At 42.6% G+C, this 22,471-nt stretch carries 26 protein-coding genes; 6 read left to right on the forward strand and 20 right to left on the reverse strand.

Annotation, left to right across the window (positions count from 1 at the left end; genetic code table 11):
• Positions 1-2: 2 nt before the first annotated feature.
• Positions 3-188, reverse strand: a complete 186-nt coding sequence (locus ACY3XC_RS15455; protein ID WP_464869539.1) for a hypothetical protein — start codon at positions 186-188, stop codon at positions 3-5.
• Between ACY3XC_RS15455 and ACY3XC_RS15460 the strand changes: the two genes are divergently transcribed.
• Positions 111-473 carry a VanZ family protein gene (locus ACY3XC_RS15460; protein ID WP_464869529.1) on the forward strand — a complete coding sequence of 121 codons (363 nt, stop codon included), beginning with the start codon at positions 111-113 and terminating at the stop codon, positions 471-473. The two genes, ACY3XC_RS15455 and ACY3XC_RS15460, sit on opposite strands and share 78 nt — an antisense overlap.
• A gap of 77 nt (positions 474-550) precedes the next feature.
• Here ACY3XC_RS15460 and ACY3XC_RS15465 read toward each other — a convergent pair whose 3' ends face one another.
• The 8 genes from ACY3XC_RS15465 to ACY3XC_RS15500 all read right to left on the reverse strand — a co-directional run bounded on the left by ACY3XC_RS15465 (position 551) and on the right by ACY3XC_RS15500 (position 7,390).
• The gene (locus tag ACY3XC_RS15465) at positions 551-1,531 is read right to left on the reverse strand and encodes an NERD domain-containing protein (protein WP_464869353.1); all 981 of its coding nucleotides are present in this window, start codon (positions 1,529-1,531) and stop codon (positions 551-553) included.
• Between the two features lie 777 nt (positions 1,532-2,308).
• Entirely contained in the window at positions 2,309-2,626 is a 318-nt protein-coding gene (locus tag ACY3XC_RS15470; protein ID WP_464869354.1) for a hypothetical protein, read from the reverse strand.
• A gap of 153 nt (positions 2,627-2,779) precedes the next feature.
• The gene (gene spoIID / locus ACY3XC_RS15475; protein WP_464869355.1) at positions 2,780-3,814 is read right to left on the reverse strand and encodes a stage II sporulation protein D; all 1,035 of its coding nucleotides are present in this window, start codon (positions 3,812-3,814) and stop codon (positions 2,780-2,782) included.
• Between the two features lie 185 nt (positions 3,815-3,999).
• Entirely contained in the window at positions 4,000-5,310 is a 1,311-nt protein-coding gene (murA, locus tag ACY3XC_RS15480; RefSeq protein WP_464869356.1) for a UDP-N-acetylglucosamine 1-carboxyvinyltransferase, read from the reverse strand.
• Positions 5,311-5,342: 32 nt separating this feature from the next.
• The gene (locus ACY3XC_RS15485) at positions 5,343-6,086 is read right to left on the reverse strand and encodes a YwmB family TATA-box binding protein (RefSeq protein ID WP_464869357.1); all 744 of its coding nucleotides are present in this window, start codon (positions 6,084-6,086) and stop codon (positions 5,343-5,345) included.
• Between the two features lie 278 nt (positions 6,087-6,364).
• Positions 6,365-6,622, reverse strand: coding sequence for a DUF1146 family protein (locus ACY3XC_RS15490; protein WP_464869358.1), 258 nt, complete (start codon positions 6,620-6,622; stop codon positions 6,365-6,367).
• Positions 6,623-6,848: 226 nt separating this feature from the next.
• A complete protein-coding gene (locus ACY3XC_RS15495) occupies positions 6,849-7,028 on the reverse strand; it encodes a hypothetical protein (protein ID WP_179158098.1) in 180 nt (59 codons plus the stop codon).
• A gap of 35 nt (positions 7,029-7,063) precedes the next feature.
• A complete protein-coding gene (locus ACY3XC_RS15500; protein ID WP_464869359.1) occupies positions 7,064-7,390 on the reverse strand; it encodes a YflT domain-containing protein in 327 nt (108 codons plus the stop codon).
• Positions 7,391-7,556: 166 nt separating this feature from the next.
• Between ACY3XC_RS15500 and ACY3XC_RS15505 the strand changes: the two genes are divergently transcribed.
• Together ACY3XC_RS15505 and ACY3XC_RS15510 are read left to right on the forward strand one after the other, a co-directional pair.
• Positions 7,557-7,766 (forward strand): IDEAL domain-containing protein, encoded by a 210-nt coding sequence (locus ACY3XC_RS15505; protein WP_179158096.1) that lies wholly within the window; start codon positions 7,557-7,559, stop codon positions 7,764-7,766.
• Positions 7,767-7,832: 66 nt separating this feature from the next.
• Complete coding sequence (locus ACY3XC_RS15510; RefSeq protein ID WP_095247574.1) at positions 7,833-8,084, forward strand: GlsB/YeaQ/YmgE family stress response membrane protein; 252 nt, start codon at positions 7,833-7,835, stop codon at positions 8,082-8,084.
• A gap of 96 nt (positions 8,085-8,180) precedes the next feature.
• Here the strand turns inward: ACY3XC_RS15510 and cls are convergent, their stop codons facing one another.
• The 3 genes from cls to ACY3XC_RS15525 all read right to left on the reverse strand — a co-directional run bounded on the left by cls (position 8,181) and on the right by ACY3XC_RS15525 (position 13,411).
• The gene (gene cls, locus ACY3XC_RS15515; RefSeq protein WP_464869360.1) at positions 8,181-9,680 is read right to left on the reverse strand and encodes a cardiolipin synthase; all 1,500 of its coding nucleotides are present in this window, start codon (positions 9,678-9,680) and stop codon (positions 8,181-8,183) included.
• Positions 9,681-9,761: 81 nt separating this feature from the next.
• Positions 9,762-10,634, reverse strand: a complete 873-nt coding sequence (locus tag ACY3XC_RS15520; protein WP_179158093.1) for a CheR family methyltransferase — start codon at positions 10,632-10,634, stop codon at positions 9,762-9,764.
• Entirely contained in the window at positions 10,631-13,411 is a 2,781-nt protein-coding gene (locus ACY3XC_RS15525; RefSeq protein ID WP_464869361.1) for a CHASE3 domain-containing protein, read from the reverse strand. The genes ACY3XC_RS15520 and ACY3XC_RS15525 overlap by 4 nt, the downstream gene beginning before the upstream one ends.
• Before the next feature lie 169 nt (positions 13,412-13,580).
• Here ACY3XC_RS15525 and ACY3XC_RS15530 point away from each other — a divergent pair, with 169 nt between their 5' ends.
• Positions 13,581-14,048 (forward strand): Dps family protein, encoded by a 468-nt coding sequence (locus ACY3XC_RS15530; RefSeq protein ID WP_179158091.1) that lies wholly within the window; start codon positions 13,581-13,583, stop codon positions 14,046-14,048.
• Between the two features lie 46 nt (positions 14,049-14,094).
• On the opposite strand, the gene ACY3XC_RS15535 is transcribed toward ACY3XC_RS15530, so the two are convergent.
• The 6 genes from ACY3XC_RS15535 to ACY3XC_RS15560 form a co-directional block, all read right to left on the reverse strand.
• Positions 14,095-15,243: a PP2C family protein-serine/threonine phosphatase gene (locus ACY3XC_RS15535; RefSeq protein WP_464869530.1), complete on the reverse strand. Its 1,149-nt coding sequence runs from the start codon at positions 15,241-15,243 to the stop codon at positions 14,095-14,097.
• A 73-nt stretch (positions 15,244-15,316) separates the two neighbouring features.
• Positions 15,317-16,108 carry an RNA polymerase sigma factor SigB gene (gene sigB, locus ACY3XC_RS15540; protein WP_464869362.1) on the reverse strand — a complete coding sequence of 264 codons (792 nt, stop codon included), beginning with the start codon at positions 16,106-16,108 and terminating at the stop codon, positions 15,317-15,319.
• On the reverse strand, positions 16,074-16,556 hold the full coding sequence (rsbW, locus tag ACY3XC_RS15545; RefSeq protein ID WP_179158088.1) for an anti-sigma B factor RsbW: 483 nt from the start codon (positions 16,554-16,556) through the stop codon (positions 16,074-16,076). Before rsbW ends, sigB begins: the two co-directional genes overlap by 35 nt.
• Positions 16,553-16,885 carry an anti-sigma factor antagonist gene (locus ACY3XC_RS15550; protein ID WP_179158087.1) on the reverse strand — a complete coding sequence of 111 codons (333 nt, stop codon included), beginning with the start codon at positions 16,883-16,885 and terminating at the stop codon, positions 16,553-16,555. Before ACY3XC_RS15550 ends, rsbW begins: the two co-directional genes overlap by 4 nt.
• Before the next feature lie 235 nt (positions 16,886-17,120).
• The gene (locus tag ACY3XC_RS15555) at positions 17,121-17,444 is read right to left on the reverse strand and encodes a hypothetical protein (protein ID WP_464869363.1); all 324 of its coding nucleotides are present in this window, start codon (positions 17,442-17,444) and stop codon (positions 17,121-17,123) included.
• A gap of 172 nt (positions 17,445-17,616) precedes the next feature.
• Entirely contained in the window at positions 17,617-18,549 is a 933-nt protein-coding gene (locus tag ACY3XC_RS15560) for a magnesium transporter CorA family protein (RefSeq protein WP_464869364.1), read from the reverse strand.
• Between the two features lie 127 nt (positions 18,550-18,676).
• Between ACY3XC_RS15560 and ACY3XC_RS15565 the strand changes: the two genes are divergently transcribed.
• On the forward strand, positions 18,677-18,946 hold the full coding sequence (locus ACY3XC_RS15565; protein WP_464869365.1) for a hypothetical protein: 270 nt from the start codon (positions 18,677-18,679) through the stop codon (positions 18,944-18,946).
• A 52-nt stretch (positions 18,947-18,998) separates the two neighbouring features.
• On the forward strand, positions 18,999-19,388 hold the full coding sequence (locus ACY3XC_RS15570; protein ID WP_464869366.1) for a hypothetical protein: 390 nt from the start codon (positions 18,999-19,001) through the stop codon (positions 19,386-19,388).
• Between the two features lie 46 nt (positions 19,389-19,434).
• Here the strand turns inward: ACY3XC_RS15570 and ACY3XC_RS15575 are convergent, their stop codons facing one another.
• Positions 19,435-20,739: a hemolysin family protein gene (locus tag ACY3XC_RS15575; RefSeq protein ID WP_464869367.1), complete on the reverse strand. Its 1,305-nt coding sequence runs from the start codon at positions 20,737-20,739 to the stop codon at positions 19,435-19,437.
• Between the two features lie 90 nt (positions 20,740-20,829).
• Positions 20,830-22,335, reverse strand: a complete 1,506-nt coding sequence (locus ACY3XC_RS15580) for a mechanosensitive ion channel (protein ID WP_464869368.1) — start codon at positions 22,333-22,335, stop codon at positions 20,830-20,832.
• Positions 22,336-22,471: the final 136 nt, after the last annotated feature.

Below are 22,471 nucleotides of genomic sequence, written 5' to 3' on the forward strand. Positions count from 1 at the left end.
TTTTATGCATCATTGTTAAAAATATATTTTTTTGGAGGAACATTTTTATGAACGTCTTCAAATGGATCTTGCGAATTCTGCCTTTCTTCTATATGGGGGCCATCTGGGTGATGTCGAGTCTCCCATCCAATCACTTTGTCGAACTCCCCGATTCCACGCTCGATCGGACCATCAAGGAATCCTTGCATTTAATAGAGTTCGCCATTCTCTATGTATTACTAGTTTTGGCCTTCCTCACACGCCGAGGGCCGTTCACTATGCGTCTCAACGTCTTATGTGCCGTCATAGCCGGTCTCTACGGGGTAACAGACGAGATTCACCAATCCTTCTACGCTTACCGCTCAGCGTCCTGGTTTGACCTCGTAAAAGACGTCACCGGGATACTCGTATGTTTTTATTTTATTCGGGGTGCGCTGTTTAAGGGTCGATTTATGCGGTTAGGGAAGGTGCTTGGATTCTTGAGGAAATGGTAGCCACAGCACAGAGTTAAGCGGAGGCCCCTGGGTTTGTGAAGAAATTGTAGCCACTGCGCGGCTTGTGCGGTGGTTTTTTATTGGTGGTAAATTTTGAATTTGAATTTTCCAGTATTATTTAAGTTCATAGACGTTAAATACTGGTGTGCCATTTTAGGTGAATTTATTTGTAAAAACCTACGTGCCTCAGCGTTATTAATGGTGGGGCTTATGATTTGAAAATAGTCTTGAATGGTGTCGATGAAGGCTGTTTTTGATTGGATTCGACATTTTGGGCATCTCCATGTTCCAGACTGATAGGTCATAGGTAAGAATGAGCATTCTGGGCAATGAACACCTGTGAGAATCTCATTTTGGGAAAGGTTGTGCTTCGAGAGTAATTGGGGATCTTCAGGAGTGTGGCTGGTTAATAGAAGTTTGTTTACTTTTCGCAGTTCTTTTTCATCTAGCAATTCTAACTTATAATCATTGGTAATTTGGTCAATTCTCTCTAGCAAGTATTCACTATTACAAGCATTCCACTTGTATTTATTGTCGTCCCCTATGATGATATTGGACTTTTCATTACTGTTGACAAACAAGTATTGGATGGGGATCCCCGGAACATTATGCAGCTTGAGCCACTCTCTCAGCTTAAAAGCTTGCAGCCTTGCTTGAAAAATAGGATTCTTTGTTCTCTCCATTTTCCCATTTACATCGATGGTGGTTTGATGGAGGACTTTATCAAAGTGCCAATCCCTTGCCCAATTTTTCACCTCCAGCACCAGCGCAAAGTAGGCACACAGAATGAGGATGTCAATTTGGAAGAAATAGTTGCCGTGGTAAAAACGGAGATCGTGATAAATACGGTAATTAAGGTCTGCAATGGGTTCTAAATGAAAATTCATTACCGACTCCTCGCCTAGGAAACCCGTCAATCGATTATTATACTCGGTCACCACATCGAATTTGACAAGGTTATTCTCACTTAATCTCCTTATTAAAACTCGATACTTTACAATATTTGGCGGAAGCACACATGGTTTCGCGATCATTTCATCAGTCCTTTCTGTTTTCATACTATTTCCGCTCAGTTGTGTGTGAATCCTTCTTTTATATTGTTACAAAAATAAGTTGTTTTTCTATTACCTTTTTTATAGGAAAATCTCATATCTGCACAAATTATTGCTCCACCTGCGGATTTGGCCCACTTACCTGCCTAGTTCTCCATCTTACCTGCGGATACCCCTTGTTTATCTGCCTAACTAATTCCCCAGCCTAACTTGTAAGCTGAAACAGCCAGGCAGATGCCTGGCTCAGGTAATTTATTTTCCTATATATGGATACTCAGCTCGATATTTTGCTTGGATTCTGGATTTTGGCTGGTTTTTTATTACCTTTTTTATGGAAGAACCTCTTACCTGCACAAATACTCTCCCCACCTGCGGATTTGGCTCGCTTACCTGCCTAGTTCTCCATCTTACCTGCGGATTCCCTTTGTTTATCTGCCTAACTAATTCCCCACCCCGACTTGTAAGCTGAAACAGCCAGGCAGGTGCCTGGCTCAGGTAATTCCCCTTCCTATATATGGATATACAGCTCGATATTTAGTTTAGATTCTGGATCATGGCTGGTTTTTCTATTACCTTTTTTATGGAAAAACCCCTTACCTGCACAAATTCATCCCCCACCTGCGGATTTGACTCGCTTTCCTGCCTATTTCTCCACCTTACCTGCGGATTCCCCTTGTTTATCTGCCTAACTAATTCCCCACCCCAACTTGTAAGCTGAAACAGCCAGGCAGGTGCCTGGCTCAGGTAATTCCCCTTCCTATATATGGATATACAGCTCGATATTTAGTTTGGATTCTGGATTTTGGCTGGTTTTTCTATTACCCTTTTTATGGAAAAACCTCTTACCTGCACAAATACTCTCTCCATCTGCGGATTTGACTCGCTTACCTGCCTAGTTCTCCATCTTACCTGCGGATTCCCTTTGTTTATCTGCCTAACCAATTCCCCACCCCAACTGGTAAGCTCAAACAGCCAGACTGATGCCTGGCTCAGGTAATTTATCTTCCTATATATGGATATACAGCTCGAAATATAGCTTAGATTCTGGATTAAGGCTGGTTTTTCTATTACCTTTTTTATGGAAAAACCTCTTACCTGCACAAATTCATCCCCCACCTGCAGATTTGACTCGCTTACCTGCCTAGTTCTCCATCTTACCTGCGGATTCCCTTTGTTTATCTGCCTAACTAATTCCCGACCGCCTAATCATAAGCAAAAAAGCCAGACACCACAAGTGCCTGGCTCCACCACAATCTATTTCTTCGCCGTAATCGTAGCAAGCATCGTATCCGCACTTGTCACTTCTACACCCTGATAATAGTGCTTCACAATTTCCTGATAATCCTTCCCATCGGCGGCCATCCCGTTTGCGCCATATTGGCTCATACCGACGCCGTGACCGAAGCCGCGAGTTGTAATCACAATGCTATTTCCTTTCCGCTCCCACTCAAAATCAGATGACCTCAAATCCAATTTTTCACGAATTTGTTTTCCGGTCAGGACCTTGCCGCTAAAATCGACTTTGGCGACTCGCTTGCCTGTCGTGTACTCCACGATTTTGCCAATCGTCTCGCTGGCTCCAACCTTTACACCCAGTGCTGATTCAAATTGTTTAACCGTCACTTCTTTAACAGATTTAAATTTAGGGGAATTTTTGTCCCAGGGGCTTGATACACTCCGCAAATAAGGCATTTCATTGGGCCAGTAGTCCTCGGAGTTTTCGGTGTAGCCATTGCTGGTGGAGAAGAAGGAGGCGTCAATGGCCTGACCGTCATACGTCAAAATCTGCCCGCTCGTGTCCCTAACCGCGGAAAGAATCTTCGCGTAGTTCGATTCAAACTCCATTCCCCAGTTGTCTCTCATTTGCTCCTCACTCAAATACACCTGATGAAGCTGGGTGTCCGTTACCTGTGCACCTTCGGGAACGCCGATGCCATCTTCACTCAGCATTTTTTTAACAATATACGTTCGAGCTGTCAAAGCTTGTGCCTTCAAGGCTTCCTCCTTGAACTCCACAGGCATTTCAGCTGCTACAACCCCGACAAGGTATTCCTCTAGTGGAACGTTATCAATTTGTCCTGCCGATGAGCGGTAAACTGCCACTTCTACCGCGGCGTCTTTTGATGGATTGTCTGCCGTTTCGGAATTTGGGGCTTTGTTGGATAGGTCTTCACCTAATTTGCCGCTAGCATTCCCATCCCCGAACGGTAACACTAGGAGCGCTGGAATGAGTAGGGTGAGGGCAAATAAGAATGACGCTAGTAGGATGAGTGGTTTGAATTTTTTCATGTAGGAGCCTCCAATTATGAAATTTACGCACCCTAACTGGGCGCTTTCTCATTCCATCATATGGAGGCGGACAAGCATTTATGACAAAAAATAAATGACCGAATTTTCTAAAAACAACATATAATAAAAAACCGAAGAATGCATCCATCACAGATACCCTCTTCGGTTCCTTATTTTTTATAAAATTACGCGTTCAAATCCGTAATATAGCTTTGCACTTCCGGGAAAACTTCTTCTGCTTCCTTCACGCGCTCGATATCTGCGCCTAAAGAAGCTAATTTTCCATGGAAGTTCACATATCCACGGTCTAAATGCTTTAATTCCGTTACGCGTGTATTACCGTCAGAAACCAACCCTGTTAAAATCAGAGCAGCTGCGGCACGAAGATCTGTTGCAGAAACTTCGGCACCTTGTAAGTTAGAAGGTCCGTTTAAAATTACAGAACGCCCTTCAATCTTAATATCAGCATTCATCCGGCGGAATTCCTCAACATGCATGAAGCGGTTTTCGAAAACCGTTTCGGTAATCATCGAAGTTCCTTCTGCACGAAGCAGAAGAGCCATCATTTGTGATTGCATATCCGTTGGGAAGCCAGGATGCGGCATCGTTTTGATATCAACAGCCTTAAGCTTTTCAGGACCGATGACACGAACGCCGTCACCTTCCTCAATAATCGTAACGCCCATCTCTTCCATTTTTGCAATTAAAGAAGATAGGTGTTCAGGGACCGCACCTTGTACCAATACATTTCCGCCCGTAATCGCGCTGGCAACCATAAAGGTACCTGCTTCAATCCGGTCAGGGATAATGTTGTGGTCAGCGCCAAACAATACGTCCACGCCTTCAATACGAAGAGTGCCCGTGCCTGCGCCTCGGACATTTCCGCCCATTTTATTCAAGAAGTTAGCCAGGTCAACGATTTCCGGTTCCTTTGCTACGTTTTCAATGATTGTCGTACCCTCTGCAAGCGTTGCAGCCATCATGATATTCTCAGTTGCACCAACACTTGGGAAATCCAAGTAAATCTTTGCTCCCTTTAAGCGGCCTTCAACCTCCGCTTCGATAAATCCATTTCCTACTTTAACCTTAGCGCCCATGGCTTCAAAACCTTTAAGGTGCTGGTCAATCGGTCTAGAACCAATTGCACATCCGCCTGGCAAAGCCACACGTGCACGGCCATTGCGGGCGAGCAGCGAGCCCATCACGAGGACAGATGCGCGCATCTTACGAACGTATTCGAAAGGCGCTTCTTCTTTCAACACTCTAGATGCATCAACGACAACTGTATTATTGTTAAAGGCAACCTCAGCATTCAAGTTGCGCAATACTTCATTAATTGTGTATACATCGGAGAGTGTAGGTACATCACGAATTACACTTTTTCCGTCACTTGCTAATAATGTGGCAGCGAGTACAGGCAGGACCGCATTTTTTGCACCTTCTACTTTAACCGATCCGTATAGCCTTTGTCCGCCGCGGACGATGATCTTTTCCAAGAGTATTCCCCTCCGCGTCCATTTTCTCTATATTAATATTCAATCGTAATGATTGGTGTGCCAACTACAATGGTAGTCTTTCCGCCCAATCCTTCGGAGCGTATCCCAATTTGTAAATTCATGTTCTGTGATATGGAGTCTGTAAACATTGGCGAGTTCGCCGATACAGACATGAAATTATCCTCTTTTAACGCTTCGATTTCTTTTGCTTTAAAAATTTCCATTAAATCACTAGCGATAGTTGGTACAGCCTTATCAATCTTATCATTGATACTACCCTTCATACTAGAGAAAATTGTTGGATTCCCCCGAAATATGTCGGAAAGCCTATTTCTAAATTGATTCTCCGTGAAAAAGGACTCCATCTCCTTGTTCCACTCTTTACCGCTGACCCTATATACTATATACGCATCTACAGGTTGTATTGTGTGGGTTGCCATAATTTGAAGCATTTCTGTGTGGTGTTTAGAAGTCGGAGATACTGCTGTTACTTCCCATTTGTCGCTGGCCTCACTCGAAGACCAATCCCAATCAGGAAACTTTTGCTGAAGCTCCTTCACATATTCCTGCACTTCGCTCTCTGTATTCAGGTCAACCAAATGCTCCCTTGCATAAAACGACCATTCTTCGAGCAAAATATCTTCTGTTTGAAAAGCGTCGGCGATTTTTACTAATTCGAGTTCACCGCTGGCTGCCGTCATCCGACTGCCAAGGACCGCCATCAAACCAACGATCATCAACATACCTATACTAAAAAGGACCTTATTTCTCTTCATCTCTACTCTCCCCCTTACTACCATTGTTACCAAGGGAGACAAGAGCATACTTGGGAAATGTCGTCACTTTTTGACAAGCTTTTTGAAATCGAAGATCTTTTATTGAAAAATTACCTATTTCCTGCGTTAGAATAGCTTAAGTTTTTGCATGAGGTTCTTCACATTGAAGTAATTTCGCTTTTGCGCTAACTCTATATCTAAGCTGTGAGCTTTGTTTATTTTTTCACACAAAGAGAATTGTACTCAATTTTCCCTAAAAAAGATACATGTACGAAGACCTAAATTTTTACCAGTTGTATGTATTGTAAAATTAATGGCAGCTGTCTCGACCATTGAAGGTAATCTAGGAAAAAATTACTAACCGACGATCCAATGACAATGGCCAATAATATATAGAGCAATCGTGCTTGAAAAACATGGTTCGGTTTCAGCAGCTTATCTAAGCGAATAGACTGCAGCGCCCACCACGCCAAAGCGATAAACACCAGATGTGAGAAGATACTAAATAACGCTATTTGCCCAAAACCATCCATCAAACCCCTCCTTTTATGGTGCCCCTTTTATGGTGCCTCCTTTTATGGTGCCTGTCACCATTTATGCAAAAAACAGCCTTTATGCATAACTTAGGTGCATACCATACTGACGGATGAAACTCTGGAAAGTTTCGTTTTTATTATAGCAAATTTTTAACGCATTAACTGCCTAAACACTGGTTATGTGGTCACCATCAGTGTTTAGGCAGTTAATAGGTGTAGGTGACATCTAGATTCCATTCCAAATCCTGCTGATTCTTAACGGAACGTAAACTCTGTCCCCGTGTATCTCCTTATGAATAATTGGTTTTTTAAAATAATGCATGAGCGAGTGACTCTCCCTCTTTTTAGGTCTCGCTCGTTTACGCATACCCTTTAATTTCTCTACGCTTTGAATAGACTTCTTCATGATTTTTCACCTCATTATTTTTTATTATCCTGAGATTAAGCTGATTTAGAAGCGATGACAATAACTCTTCCTTGGTCCATTTGTTCTTCACAAAGCTCCGAAGCATGAGTTGATAATCCCAATGACTCTAACTTCGATCGCAGTTCATCCCCCCTGGAGCGAAATACGTTGGCGATTGATTCAAGTACCCCCTGTTCTCCCACGCCAATAGCACTTATATTCAGTGCTTCTGTAAGATGTTCAGCACGGTTATGGTCATGAGCGAATAGATAAATTTCGTCCTTCGTAAATCCCTGCATCTGAAATTGAGCGATTTCCTTTCTAGCTTCAACTCCATTTTCTACTATTTTTAAAGTTTCCATTTTCATTCCTCCTCAAGCGTTATAGCCAGCTGATGTGTCAGCTTGTACCAGTTATATATCCGCTCTTTAAATAAACGAAACCTATTTTTAAAAAAAGTTTAAGTGATCAGATATTAGGGTATTTAACCATTAGTTATTTTAAAAAGGAATAATTGGGAGGTATAAAATGAAGAAAAGGGCAGAGTTAATTACAAAGATTAGTTTGTTAAAACAAAAAATCGATCAGTGTCTGGATAATCGGGACCGGGAAGGATTTATTCAATTATCTTATGAATTAAAAGTTTGCCAGCGTTATCTGGGAACGCTTATGAACAACAATGAGAACACCTTAATAGGACGTGTGGAACAAAATCGTGACAAGTTTTTTCATTTATAAGTTTAGGTGTTGAAATGTCGGGTATTTATTAACCATACTCACTGAAAACAGAAGGGAGAGATTTTCATGGGATTTATTTGGTCATTAATTATTGGAGGAGTTATCGGCTGGTTGGCCGGACTGATTCTGGGGCGTGATGTTCCGGGCGGCGTCATTGGAAATATCATTGCAGGATTCATCGGGGCCTGGATTGGTTCACTTGTAGGGGGATGGGGACCTGTAATAGGAGGTTTTTACATTTTACCAGCACTCCTCGGCGCCATTGTCTTTGTGCTTATCCTAAGCCTTGTACTCCGAATGATTAGACGAAACGTATAATATAGAACGAAGTGAAGACTGCAAATGCTGCAGTCTTCTTTTTTATGCTCTCATAAAAGTAGGCATCTGCTTGGAGACAGATGCCTTTGAACTGATTTAGAGGACACCCGAGAACAGCCGGGCAAAGGATTCCTTCCATTTAACACTTAGACCTCTTTTGTAAAAAGCAACCGGCCTAACCCGGGTGCATTCTTTAAGGTCCTCTTCAAAATGACTAACAAGGTCATCAATGCTGTCGGTACCTGTTAAAAACAAATGTACCTCAAAATTTAAATGAAAACTGCGCAGATCGATATTCGCCGTTCCAATCGAGGCGGTGTCACCATCGACAATGATCACTTTTTTATGTAAGAATCCTTTTTGGTAGGTGTAGAGCTCAATTCCGGCACGAAGAAGTTCTGAAAAATAGGATTGAGTGGCATATTGGGTAAGAAAACCGTCATTGCTCTCAGGCACCATGAGCCGGACCTGAATGCCCTTTTTCGCCGCTACCCGCAATGCTGTCAGAATGGTCTGATTGGGAATAAAGTACGGTGTCGCAATCCATATCGATTCTGTTGCACAGGTAATCATCGCATATAAATGATCACCCATGTCGCGGGTTTCTGGTCCAGTTGCGACCACGTGGACAAGACCATCCCCCTCAGCCGGCACACCCTTGAGATAGCGGGGATCTTCAAACAGCTTTTCGCCACAGACATATTTCCAATCTAATAAAAAAACAGCATGCAGTGTCTGGACCGCTTCTCCTTTCAGCAATACATGCGTATCGCACCAAAAACCAATCTTGTTATCCTCACCAAGATATTCCACTCCCACATTCAACCCGCCGACAAATCCAATTTTCCCATCAATGACAATGATTTTTCGATGATTGCGGAAATTAAACTTTTGCGTAAACCATCCGAATTTCAGCGGCAGAAAAGGGTGAAGCTGAATCCCGGAGTCTGCCATTTTCCTCCTATCTTGTTCAGAAAGGGTGTAGCTTCCGAACGCATCGTAGATCAGCCTGACCTCCACACCTTCCTGTACTTTATGTTTCAAGATATCCATCAACTCCTGCCCCAGCCGGTCATAGCGAAAGATATAATACTCTAAATGAATAAACTCCTTCGCTTCCTTCAACCGCTGCTTCACCTCCTCAAAAGTTGCCTCGCCGTTTTTTAAAATATGGGTCCTAGTATTCTGGCTTTGATCCGTTAGGGTCACCCTTTTTAGATAACTGATAAACCCGCGCTGCTGGCCATTGAGATTAGGCGGCACCTCAACTGGCAGCTTTTTTTCACCAAGTGCCTCGAACAACTCGCGGTCACTGGCACGTTTGCTTTTAAAAAGTTCCCCTTTAAAGAGCAATTGCCCTGAATACACATAGAAAATATAACCGGCTGCCGGTACTAAGATTAACAGGCATGTCCATAAAAGAGTTCTCGGTACAGAACGATTCTGAAGCCATAATTCCACCACACTGTATATAATGATAGCTGCATACACACTCACCCCTAATGCTTTCCACCAAAAGGGGAGTCTTGTAAAAAGAACCATCCAGCAACAGTAAAACATTATCACGACAAAAAATATCTCGATTCTTATTTTCATCCAGTTCCCCCCACAGTCTTTTTAAAAAGAAATACCCTTTCAACAACCCTATCAAACATAAAAAAAATGCCTGACTCAGAGTCAGACATCTACTTTTTTACGATAAATCTTTTCACACGAATTAAATTCTGTGTAATTCATACCCTTCGGCATACCTAGAATCGATTCTTTACTTCCCAGCCCAATGAATCCGCCGTCCGCCAGACTGTCATAAAATAGACCGTGAACCTGCTGCTGCAGGGTGCTATCAAAATAAATCATCACATTGCGGCATAAAATCACATGAAATTCATTAAACGAGCTGTCACTCACCAAATTGTGCTGGGCAAAGGTGAGGTTCTCGTTCAAGCTAGGTGAAAAATAAGCAAACTGATGGTCCGTGGTATAGTACTCGGAAAACGCCATTTTCCCACCGGCTTTCAAGTAATTTTTCGTATATTGCTGCATCTTTTTTAACGGAAAGGCCCCTTTCCCCGCAGCCATCAGGGCTTTTTCATTCATATCCGTTGCATAGATTTTCGTTTTCTCCCAAAGACCCTCCTCCTGCAAAAGGATCGCCATGGAATAAACCTCCTCACCTGTGGCACAGCCGGCATGCCATATCCTGATTTCCGGGAGCTCCCGAAGCAAGGGCACCACTTCGTTACGAAAGGCAGCAAAGAAACTAGGATCTCGGTACATTTCGGTCATCCGGATGGAAAGATCGTTCAACAGACGCTCCAAAACCCCCGGTTCGTGGAGCACCTTTTCCAATAACGCCGTAATGGTTGGAAGCCTCTCCGCCTTCATCCGGTTTAAAATTCTCCTGCCTATCGAGCCTCTGACATAGCCTCTGAAGTCATAGCCATACATTTGATACATGCCCTCCAGCAGCAATTTGATTTCTATTTTCTGAAGCTCATTTGGCTCCAGCTGCTTGATGTCCGTTACGACTTCCTTCTTTGTTTCATTCACTCTTCATTCACCTGCTGTGTCAGCCACACCCGCATTAACGAGAATAACTGATTGATATTTAATGGTTTCATAATATAATCAGAAGCGCCTGCTTCCATACACTTGTCCCGTTCCCCTTTCATCGCCTTGGCCGTCAACGCAATAATCGGCAGTCTTTCCATATCCAAGTCCTGCCGGATGACCTTCATCGCTTCATAGCCCCCCATCACCGGCATCATGATATCCATAAATACGAGGTCAAAATCTGCTTGTTTCTGTAAAAATTCAATTGCCCGCTTGCCGTTCTCTGCCACTTGAACCTTCACACCCTTTTTCTCGAGAGCCGTGACTAGTGCAAATACATTCCGGCGGTCATCTTCAACCAACAGCACTTTCTTCCCTTTAAATAACTGGTCATCAGTAGCCTCCGCTTCCACCACCTCGACCGTTACTGTTTCTTCGCTAATCGATTGCCGGACCTCTGCCAACTCGCTCACACTTACTGCAACCTCATCTAGCGCTAGTTGTTCAAGCTGTAGAGGATATTCAGCGGCCTCCAGTCTTCCAGGGATATACAGGGTAAACGTGCTTCCTTTTTCCGGTTCGCTTTGAACTGTGATCGCACCGCCAAGTAAACGGGTAAATTCACGGCATATCGACAACCCTAAACCAGTTCCGCCATATTGCCGGTTAGTGGTACCATCCACCTGTTGAAATGCTTCGAAGATAATTTGCTGCTTCTCCTTAGCGATACCGATTCCTGTATCACTCACAGAGATGGCCAGCACCATTTCATCCTCATCCAGACCAGGCAATAGTTCCTCCACTATTTCCTGTCCAGCACGTTCAATTTTCACTGTTACAGAACCCTGTTCCGTAAACTTAAAGGCATTGGATAATAGATTCTTCCAAATTTGCTGCAAGCGCTGCCCGTCTGTCGTGATCACAGAAGGTACATTTGCAGCCGTATGCACCTCGAAGGTTAGATTCTTTTTGGCTGCAACAGGGTCAAACATGCTCTTCATCATTTGTGGAATTTCAGTCACGTTGACTTCATCTGTTAAAATTTCTATTTTACCTGCTTCAATTTTTGATAAATCAAGGATATCATCAATCAGCCGCAGCAAGTCACTTCCGGCCGTGTAGACAACCCGAGAGGATTCCTTCACTTCTGAGCTGTCCATTTCCTCGTCATTTTCCATCAGCATTTGAGATAGAATTAAAATACTGTTTAATGGCGTGCGCAGCTCATGAGACATATTCGCGAGAAAGTCCGTTTTATACTGCGAGCTCATCTGCAGTTTCCTTGAATAGTCTTCCAGTTCATCCTTCGCTTTTTTCAAGTCAAACGCTCGTTGTTCAGCGAACTGCTTCTGTTCTTCTAAATATTCATTGGTAATCCGCAGCTGTTCCTGCTGCATTTGCAGCTCTTCCGATTGAGCTTGAAGTTCCTCTGACTGCGCCTGAAGTTCTTCGGTTAACACCTGTGATTCCCCGAGCAGCCTTTCTACCTCCATCCTTCCGGCCACATTGGTAATCGCAGAACCGAACTTATCCTGAAGCAGATCCAATAAGGTTAAATGATGAGCCATAAAGTGGTGAAACGCCGCAAATTCAACGACCGCTTCTACCCTGCCATCCACTAAAATGGGTGCAACCAAAAGATTTCGAGGAGAAGAATCACCTAACCCCGATGTGACTTTAAAATGCTCCTCCGGCAGCTGATCAATCAGGAAGATTCTTTTATCCATGGCTGCTTGACCAATTAACCCTTCTCCTAACCGAAAACTCGCCGCAGCCCCTTCGTCACCGGCAATAGCATAACCAGCCTCTTTCACGTAGCGAACCTCACTGCCTTTATTTCTGCGCAAATAGACAACGCCGTAAACTGCATCAAGCATAGGAGCAAGCTTGGTGATAAAGGCATGCGTCAATTCAGTCAAATCCGTCATCCCCTGGTACATGGTTGAGATTTCCGCGATGTTTTTCTGAACCCAATTCTGTTTCTCAAGATTGCTGAGAAGCTCGTTCATCGCTTCGGCAAGTTCGCGTGTTTCATCATGAGTACTGACCTCAATTCTTGTCGAAAGGTCAACCTCTGTCTCTCTTGAATCCGTAACACTTTTAATTGTCCGCACCACCTGCCTAATTGTTTTAACAATCGAATTGGACAGAAATACAGCTGTGGCAATCGTAATCAAAGTAACCACGATGATAAGGCCATATAACGCAATTTTTAAATTGTTATTGTTCTGATTTAATTTCTCAACACGTTCATTTGTAAGGTTCTTTTGATTTTCAAGGAAGGAATCAAAATGCGCCCGTAGTTCATCCGTCATTTTTTTACCTTTGGTATCATTAAAATACTCATCTAATGCGGATTGGTTATTTACCTTTTTTTGTTCCACGACATATTCAGCAGCACTCGTGACCCAGTTTTGAACCAGCGGCTTCATTTCTTCTAAATTCCGCTGCTGGTTCCCGTTATCCGCCAGCAGGGAATGAAGTGTATTGAAGTTGTCAAGCCAGTTCCTGGAGGCTGTATTGTAGGGCTCGAGGTACTCCTCATTGCCTGTAATCACATATCCTCGCATGCCCGTTTCCATATCTAGAACATTCTTTTGAATCTGATTTGCCAAATTGTGAACCTCGATATCATGCTGTGAGACGAAATCGACCTCTTCCTGCATCGCCGACATCCGATTCATGACAATCAACAGGGAGACCACTAAGCAAATCAAAATGAATAAATAGCCTGCAATCATTTTCGTGTGGATGTTGAAATGTAATCCCTTCATTCTCCGCTTTCCCCCTTTGTACAAAAATAGATGTTTCTATCATATCGTTTCTAGTAATCTCACCCAATGGGAATTTTGTACCAACCTCCTCTTGTAAAAATTACAAGTTTCAAATCTAGTAAACCGGGTATGTAATAGGTACACCACAAATTTGGAGGAGGTTATTATTATGGCAACAACTACTAAAACAAAATCGAAAGACAAAACGTTAACTGATACTCTCAACAGGCAGGTGGCGAACTTTTCCGTTCTTCACATGAAGCTGCATCATTTCCACTGGTATGTAAGGGGAGAAAACTTCTTCACCCTGCACGTTAAATTTGAGGAACTTTACAAGGAGGCAGCCTTACATCTTGATACGATTGCGGAAAGAATGCTGGCGCAACGGGCGTTACCGGTCGCTACTCTTACAGAGATCCTGGAACTTACCACACTAAAAGAAGCAACTGGTGAGGAAGATGCGCAGCAAATGATCCAAATACTAGCAGATGATTTTGAGATGATTTGCACCGAGCTCACAGAAGGGATTTCGCTTGCAGAGGAAAATGAGGATCAGCCGACTGCTGATATGCTCGTTCACATTCGCACCTCATTAGAAAAGCATGGATGGATGTTTGAAGCTTATCTGGCAGGTTAATCCATACCAACATAACCGGGGTGTCAGCCAAAACGCTGACACCCTTCTATGAGGAGGCATTTGTAGAAATCAAGACGAGACACATATCGTCTTTTGGCGGATTGACGAGCTCCCAGCCTGGCTGCAGTTGATGAAGCAACAGAGCAGGATCCTGCATATCCTCCGCCTGCAAAGCCCCAATCAGCTTATCACTTGCATCCTCATATTTTTCCTCCAGCCATTCTGATAATCCATCCGTAAACAACAGGATTCGGGCAGAATCATGATATGGAATGACCCCTTTGTTGACTTCAATCTCCTCAAAAAAACCGAGTGCGCATGACCCTTCTGTTAACAGCTTCACTTCCTGATCGACAATCGCAATTCCCGCAGGATGACCAGCATTGACGTATTCAATCGTCTGTTTTTTCGTATCGAGGACAAAGTAGATTGCCGTAAAATAGTAATTCATTAAGCTATCAGGGTTATGAAGCTGATTCATTCGCCTGTTCAGTTCTAACATGACCTTTTCCGGATCAACCATTCCCGTAATACTATCTTTTAACGCAGAATAGATGTACATCCCGACAAGCGAGGATGATATCCCGTGACCCATCATATCAAGCAGGATTACACCATATTGATTTGGACTAATCTGATACCAGGCATAGAAGTCCCCAGCTAGCTCAAAAGTGGGCCTGTACACTGAGGAAATGCTGATATCCTTTTCCTTTAGCGGGCTGCTGAGCATACTTCGCTGCACTTGTCTGGCTAAGTCAAGTTCATATTGAATTCTTCTGTCCCGTTCCTTCCGCAAATCTTTTTCTTGCTTTAACCGCAGGACGGAACGAATCCGGGCGAGGAGTTCGACTTTATTAATCGGTTTCAACACATAATCAAGGGCTCCCGCATCCATTGCCTCAGCCATTTTATTGGAATCTCCCATCGCCGTAACAAAAATAATAGGCAGGTCGGAGAACCTTTCATTGCTCAAAACGTGCCGGCAGGCCTCAATTCCATCAATTTCCGGCATCATCATATCCATTAAAATTAAGTCTACCGGCACTTCACTCGGATTAGGTGCATCAAGCTGTAAATATTGGTATAACTCCCCTGCAGATGAGAGCTTAAGCAAATTACCATAGCCGGCTTTCCTTAGGATTTTCTCCACAATCATGAGATTCGTACTATTATCATCGACGATGACAATCTTCATTGGCATTGGGCTTAACCCCCTTTTGCAAAAGATGATGCCTGACCTTCATGATCAATCACGGTCAGGCACTTTATTAGATGGAGCAATCCTGACGCTGGTTACGGGCAAGAGCCTTACGCAATTTCTCGATCGCCTTTTTTTGCATTCGTGAGACATGCATTTGCGAAATTCCTAACAGCTCCCCCACTTCGCGTTGGCTTTTGTTTTCGATAATCGTCGACTGAATAATCCGCTTCTCCCTGTCGTTCAATACATGAAGGACACTCTCAAGTAGTAGCTGCTGGTCGATTTTTTCATATCCTTTATCTTCTGACCCGATCACATCTAACGCTGTAACCCCGCTGCCATCGGAACCGGTTTCAATTGTTTGGTCAACAGAAGCTGTTTGATACCCTTTTCCTAATTCCATGGTTTCTAGTACTTCTTCTTCAGAAATCGCTAAATGCTCAGCGATTTCAGGTATCTTAGGTGATCGTTGGTAGCGGTTGGTCAGCTCGTCCACCACTCCGTTCAATTTGGGCCACGTTTCTTTGATCCGCCTCGGTACATGAACATCCCACGTCTTGTCCCTTAAAAATCGTTTTATTTCTCCAATTACCATCGGGACTAAATAGGCTTCAAATGGATTCCCGGTGCTGAGATCAAACCGTCTGATGCTGGATAACAATCCAATCATCCCTACCTGCACGATATCTTCATGCAAATTTCTTCCTTTTGAATACTTTCTCGCAATACTCCCAATCAGATTGGTGTACTGTTCCACTAAGAGAGATTGGGCGGCTTCACTCTCGTTCTCCTGAAAGTCCCGGATCAACGCATATGTTTCTTCCTTAGTTCGTTTCACGTTCTGAGGTGGCTTTGTCATGATTTTCACGCTCCTCGCCTAGATACTTCACCATGAAGACCGTTACTCCGGACGTATTCGAAACACGGACTTCGTCCATGAGCGTTTCGATCAGATATAAACCCAACCCTCCCTCTGAAAGTTGATCGACTGTAGTTGACTCTGTATAGGGGCCCAGTTCTTCTTTTTTCTGTATAAAATTAAAGCTTTGACCACTATCGGCAACCATCGTTTCTAACTTATCCTCGTAAATGCCGAAGCCGACAATAACCTCTCCGCCTTCCTCTTCTGGATAGGCATGCTGCACCGCGTTTGTGCAGGCTTCACTTACGGCAATCTTTATATCCTCAATTTGCTCATATGTATAACCCATGGTGCTGGCTATTCCCGAAATCGTTAATCGAATGACCCCCACATACTCCGGTTTGGCTGGAATCTTCATTTCAACATAATCCATCACGTGTTTCATCGTCCCCCATCCTTTGCATTGTCGGAAATACTCATAATATGGCTTAAACCAGTAATCTTAAACAGACGCTTCAGGCGATCTGATAACTCAACCAGCCTAAGTTCTCCCTCGTTTTTGTTCAGCTGCTTGAACATCCCTACAAATACGCCAAGCCCAGTACTATCCATGTAGGAGACATCCTTTAGATTCACCGTAATGATTTTATTTTTCCCCTCCGCAAGAGGCAGTAACTCCTCCCGAAGCTTCGGCGCTGTATACGCATCAATTTCTCCGGTAACACTCACAAGTATTTCCTTTTCATTCTGATGCTGTTCTATATTTACCTTCATGTCATCACCTCTGAAAATATTTACTGTTTACATACCCTTTATCGTAAAATGCTAAACCTATTTTTTTAAAAAATATTTTTCTAGCATTATACCAGAATAAGGAAGAGTTACGAATAGACACAAACTCCTAGTGAAATAGTAGTGATTAGGATGTAAGAAAAAGGCTTGCACCTATTTGTGCAAGCCTCTTATATAGTAAAGGCAGTGTATGGCAGATTAAGGATCGGTTACTATTTTAATCGTTACTTTTATTCTGCGATTTCGATGGGGGATCTTGAAATTGTTTATCACCATTCTTGGAAATCGAATCACCATATCTCAGCCTGTCATTCTCTTGTTGGACATTTTCACCACTTAGATAAGTGGGACCGTCATCTTTTTGACCGCTCTGGCGTGAAAGCTCTCGTAAATCCTCCACAATCTCATCGCCTGGGAATTCTTGCTTCATCGAAGGATCTTCACCATCGTTATATCCCGTTCTTCCTTTTTCATAACGGTCCTTAATTTCATCTTCATCCTTGCGTTCCATATCCTTGTCGTCAACATAATTTTTAACCATGATTGTTTCCTCCTTTTATTTTTTCAGATTGCCGTTTTTCATTCCTGCTGGTTTTACCGAACATGCAACCACATACTTCAACCACCCTCCTTCTACTCTATCGTTTTGATTAGGTTAGCTAGTTTCTAACCTTGATAGTGTTATACCCGATACGTCGAGGTTCAAACCTTTTTCAATGAAAAAATGAACCTTTCTTTTTCCCTTTTAATAGATCACCAGTCCAGCCCTTTGTTTTTAAATATCCATAGAGCAGCGCTGTCAACAAGACAATTGAAATAATAGAAACAAGGTACCCATACCTCCACTCAAGCTCTGGCATATGTTTAAAATTCATTCCCCATAGCGCCCCTAAAGCCATAATCGGGGTAAAAATGATCGTCAGGACCGTTAAGGTTTTCATAATTTCATTTCCCCGATGGGAAGATATGACCTCTTCTAAATGAATCATCGAGTCTAACTCCTGCTCATACTCCCTCAGCAGCACCATTGCCCGGTCGATCCGTTTGCACGTCCGGATAAAAACCTCTCCTTTGTTGACGTTTGGAAAATCGGTTTCCTCTATCGCCATTTTCAGCTCCTGGAAGGGTATCAACAAATTTTTACAAACCAACAGTTCATGCCTCTGACAAAAAACATGTTCTAAAATCCTCCTATCATTCCTCTTTTTCACACCCCACATCAGCTTATGGAGCGACTCTTCGAACTGGTCAATCTCACCCAGCAAGTCATTTACCAGCTCTCCTAGCAAAAATAAAAAGCCATCTACTGCATTTTCCGTTTTATTAAGCTGCCGCAGCATCACTTCTGGGGACAGTTGTTTAAAAGAGGTAAACTCTAAATCAATCGTAAATAAGGTACTAGACGTTATATAGAAATGAAAAATTTGACGATCTTCTTCCTTATCCTCGTTTTGTCTGTAAATAAGAGACCCATTCACGACCCTTTCCCCATCTATCAACCCCTGAACTTTCACGCAATTGGTTTGATTTTTTCGAACTGAAGATAACCAGCCAGAATGCATGGTCTCCTTTTCCCATATTGTATTTAGCTCATTCTGATTTAATTGAACCCATTTCCATTGGTCAAAATTGATATTTCTCTCCACACTGTATCCCCTCCCAATCAATCCTTTGATTCCCTTAAAAGGAGTTAACCAAACGTAAAAAAAGGTTTCATAGAGAAATGTTACGGGTATGTACAGAACAAGTCCAAATCTTAAGGAGGTTTTATTGATGAGTAAAGTCGTAAGTATGAGCTCGCTGGTAGCGGTAGGAATTGGGGCATCAGCTGCAGTATGGCTATCAAACAAACCTAACCGCATTAAAGCTGAAAGTGTGTTAAGAGACTTAAAACGTAAGGTGAAACCGAATGTATACGAAAAAGCCGAGCAGCTTCCGATCGAAAAGGGCGGTAACCCGCACCCAAGAGATTTTGCCGATAACGAAATGGTGAGCGAGGGCGCACAGTATTCCGTTCAATTTTACAATGAGAAAATCCAATAATGGAGCAGCCGGTTGGGGTACTACTACCCCAACTTTTTTATGGAGGTGAATGATGAGTTTACTTTTTTTGCTGGTTTATCTTATTATCATTCTGGTTGTTATGGAGATTTTTGTTGTTTTATTTCGCCTGACAGGGCTGAAAGTCGAAGTTTCTAGGTTTCAGGTTATCTCGATGATGACAGGAACCGGTTTTACAACCGGAGAATCTGAGCTTATTCTCGGTCACCCCATCCGCCGGAAACTGGCCGCCTTTTTGATTCTTTTTGGCGCCTTCTCCCTCGCCGTCATTATCTCTTCCATTAGCCAATTTCTTTCAAAGGGGATTGTGTTAACCGAGATTTTAATGGCCGCTGCTGCTGTTATTGTTGTGTTTTTCACATTAAAGCTGAAAAGCATTCAGCGGATACTGGCTAAGTTCCTGCATCCACCAGAAAAAAAGTGATCCTTCTCAACATGAAATAAGCCAGGCGGAAGCCTGGCTCAGCATTTTAACCAATCTTTTTCACTTCTAAATACTTAATATGATATCCATCCGCTGCATGGACCTTGAACAGACAGCCTTCTTCTTCGACTTCTTCATCCGCCGTCACTTCAGCCTCCGCTATTTTGGTAAGAAACCAGCCGCCGATTGTATCCATTCTTTCATCCCTTATGTTGGTACGGAGTAACGTATTAACCTCCTCAATCAAAATTTTCCCATCCAGTAAATAATGGTTTTCCTTCACCTTTTGAATCTTTGCGACTTCATCGGTATCAAATTCATCCCTTACCTCACCAACGATTTCCTCAATGATATCTTCAACTGTCACTAATCCTGATGTACCACCGTATTCATCGACAAGGATGGCCATTTGACTGCGTTCCTTCTGCATTCTCACCAATAAATCATGGATGGGAATGGTTTCGATTACTTTCATTACAGGCCTTATGAACGAGCTTAGACTTATTTCTTCATTATGATTTATCCCAATTACCTTTGACGTCAGGAACACTTTAACGTTTAAGAGACCAACGATTTTGTCTTTATCACCGTCAATCATCGGATAACGGGAATAATTCTCCATCCTTACTTGGTCCATCACCTCATCCATACTGTCGTTAATCGATAGCGTGCTCATCTCCGTCCGCGGGACCATTATCTCTTTTGCAACCCGCTCATCAAATTCAAAAATATTGTTCACATAGGTTAATTCATTTTGATTGATTTCACCCCTCTTATAGCTTTCCGACAAAAGCAAACGAAGCTCTTCTTCAGAATGAGCTAATTCTTTTTCGGATTCGGGCTTTAAGCCAAAGAATCCGACCAGGAGCCCGGCAGAACCGTTTAATGCCCAAATAAATGGCCGCATCACTTTGGTAAACCCTATGATGGGAGCGGCTAACAGAAGTGCTACCTCCTCGGCTTTATGAATGGCAACCGTTTTAGGAGCTAACTCCCCCACTACGACATGCAGAAATGTAACGGCGGAAAAGGCAATGATAAACGATAGAATATGTGCGAAGTATTCATTGATATTCAATGCCGAAAACAAAGGATGGATTAACTTTTCCACAGTGGGTTCTCCCAGCCAGCCGAGTCCGAGTGCCGTAACCGTTATCCCCAGCTGACAGGCTGATAGGTATTCATCTAAGTGATTTACCACCTTTCTAGCCGATACCGCACCCTTTCTCCCCTCCGCAATCAATTGATCAATTCTAGATGGCCGTACCTTCACAATCGCAAATTCTATCGCTACAAAAAAACCCGTTAGTCCGATTAATAGGGCAATTAATAGTAGATTTATTATGGTCATTGAGCAGCCTTCCTCCCTTCTTATAAAAATAACAATCCGAAATCATGTAGATCCGGATTGTTATCGTTTCGTTTAGCTTTAACGAATCTCTTATTCTATTATTTTATTATCGATTTTATCGTCTAGCTTACGCAGATATTTGGAAGCAAAGTCTTTTCCTCCGAGACCGAATGCAAGTCCAAAAGCTAATGCTAATCCACCTAAAAGGAGAATAAAGGCAGCATTGACGATGGAGTGCGCTACACCTAGTTGATCTAATGCCATAAAGATGGTAATCGTAAAAATGGCATATTTCGCAACAGCGGCGAGCGTTCTAGAGTAACTGTTCTTAAGGATATTTTGTAAAATACGCTGTACTAAGTTACCTAGATATAAACCAATTCCTAGGATAATAAGGGAGGCAAACAACATTGGCAGATACGAAATCACACCTGTTCCAAGTACGACAAGGAACTCCAATTGGACAATTTGTAATGCTTCAACTGTAAATAATAAAATAACAACAATTTTGGCCAGCAATCCAATGATTTGAGAGAGTGTGTAGGTGGATTGTTCCGGTTTAAGTGAACCTAGACCCATGTGGGTAAAAACATTATCAATCTTTAAACGCCAAAGCATTTGTGAAACAACCTTCTCCACCCATTTTCCAAGCCAAATACCTACTAGGACCAGAACGACAGCGACCGCAATGTTCGGAATAACCGATACGACATCTTGAAGCATACCAATGGCTGGATCCGATATGCCTTTTAATTCAAGTTTTTCTAAGGCTGTAATGATGGTAGGTATTAAGATTAAAATGAACGCGATGTTTCCGATGATACTAGAAAGACTAGTGGTATCCGTCGTTTTTACGATTCCTAAACGTTGACCAAGCTTTTCGGTACCAATACTATTCAAGAAGTTGGTTAGAATATCTCGGACTATTTTTGCAATCAGCCAGCCGACAAACACAATAAGGACCGCGGCAAATAGCTTAGGTATGAAGGCTAGTAAGGTTGAAAGCGTATCTGCAAATGGTTCTGAAACACCTTCAATTTGCAATGCTCCTAATACTCCAGGCAAGAATAGTAACAAGACGAAATAGAAAAGTGCCTTTGCGATACTGTTTACCTTGTTTACCGCTTCGCTTTGGCTTACTGCCATTTTCCATTGTACTAAGCGGCGTTCTAGATGAACCAGAGACGCTCCCTTTTTAAAAAGCATCCGAATTAGCGAGGCAGCAGCCCAAGCAAAAAGTAAGATCAGGGCAGCTTTCAAAAAGTTTGGAATCGCTGCTGTAATCAGCGTCAACATTTCTACAAGCGGCGTCGCAATAAAGCTTAAGTTAAGCATATTGAAAAAGATGATCCACACCACTACCAATAAGATATAATAAACAATTTTTCCTATAATCATTTCTGAAGAATATTTCTTTGACCCAATGTTTGCAAACAGCTTATCATCAAATCTTGTCCTCTTTAAAAGGGCCTCCACACTTTTACCAATACTTTTGGCAATCAACCAGCCCGCCAATAAGATTAGAAGAGCAAATAATAGGGTGGGAAGCTGATAAAAGTACGAGGTCCATCCTGTCATCATATCGTTTACATTCATTCTACCAATCTCCTTTTCATCTTTTTTTTCCTAGTATGCATTTACCCTTTTAGTAAGTGACCTAAACAAAAAATATCTATAAATCTAGTTAGCTTTAATTTTTTAAAAAAATGCTGTTAATAGAAGGAAGGCGATT

It is taken from the genome of Bacillus sp. CZDM1 (assembly GCF_055502545.1).

Coding starts and splice junctions, on each gene's coding strand:
- cls (WP_464869360.1), bottom strand. CDS start 9,680: ATGAAAATAAGAATCGAGATATTTTTTGTCGTGATAATGTTTTACTGT.
- ACY3XC_RS15510 (WP_095247574.1), top strand. CDS start 7,833: ATGGGATTTATTTGGTCATTAATTATTGGAGGAGTTATCGGCTGGTTG.
- ACY3XC_RS15565 (WP_464869365.1), top strand. CDS start 18,677: ATGAGTAAAGTCGTAAGTATGAGCTCGCTGGTAGCGGTAGGAATTGGG.
- rsbW (WP_179158088.1), bottom strand. CDS start 16,556: ATGAAACACGTGATGGATTATGTTGAAATGAAGATTCCAGCCAAACCG.
- sigB (WP_464869362.1), bottom strand. CDS start 16,108: ATGACAAAGCCACCTCAGAACGTGAAACGAACTAAGGAAGAAACATAT.
- ACY3XC_RS15460 (WP_464869529.1), top strand. CDS start 111: ATGTCGAGTCTCCCATCCAATCACTTTGTCGAACTCCCCGATTCCACG.
- ACY3XC_RS15550 (WP_179158087.1), bottom strand. CDS start 16,885: ATGAAGGTAAATATAGAACAGCATCAGAATGAAAAGGAAATACTTGTG.
- ACY3XC_RS15530 (WP_179158091.1), top strand. CDS start 13,581: ATGGCAACAACTACTAAAACAAAATCGAAAGACAAAACGTTAACTGAT.
- ACY3XC_RS15580 (WP_464869368.1), bottom strand. CDS start 22,335: ATGAATGTAAACGATATGATGACAGGATGGACCTCGTACTTTTATCAG.
- ACY3XC_RS15555 (WP_464869363.1), bottom strand. CDS start 17,444: ATGGTTAAAAATTATGTTGACGACAAGGATATGGAACGCAAGGATGAA.
- ACY3XC_RS15505 (WP_179158096.1), top strand. CDS start 7,557: ATGAAGAAAAGGGCAGAGTTAATTACAAAGATTAGTTTGTTAAAACAA.
- ACY3XC_RS15465 (WP_464869353.1), bottom strand. CDS start 1,531: ATGAAAACAGAAAGGACTGATGAAATGATCGCGAAACCATGTGTGCTT.
- ACY3XC_RS15570 (WP_464869366.1), top strand. CDS start 18,999: ATGAGTTTACTTTTTTTGCTGGTTTATCTTATTATCATTCTGGTTGTT.
- spoIID (WP_464869355.1), bottom strand. CDS start 3,814: ATGAAAAAATTCAAACCACTCATCCTACTAGCGTCATTCTTATTTGCC.
- ACY3XC_RS15500 (WP_464869359.1), bottom strand. CDS start 7,390: ATGGAAACTTTAAAAATAGTAGAAAATGGAGTTGAAGCTAGAAAGGAA.
- ACY3XC_RS15495 (WP_179158098.1), bottom strand. CDS start 7,028: ATGAAGAAGTCTATTCAAAGCGTAGAGAAATTAAAGGGTATGCGTAAA.
- ACY3XC_RS15525 (WP_464869361.1), bottom strand. CDS start 13,411: ATGAAGGGATTACATTTCAACATCCACACGAAAATGATTGCAGGCTAT.
- ACY3XC_RS15575 (WP_464869367.1), bottom strand. CDS start 20,739: ATGACCATAATAAATCTACTATTAATTGCCCTATTAATCGGACTAACG.
- ACY3XC_RS15485 (WP_464869357.1), bottom strand. CDS start 6,086: ATGAAGAGAAATAAGGTCCTTTTTAGTATAGGTATGTTGATGATCGTT.
- ACY3XC_RS15455 (WP_464869539.1), bottom strand. CDS start 188: ATGCAAGGATTCCTTGATGGTCCGATCGAGCGTGGAATCGGGGAGTTC.
- ACY3XC_RS15535 (WP_464869530.1), bottom strand. CDS start 15,243: ATGAAGATTGTCATCGTCGATGATAATAGTACGAATCTCATGATTGTG.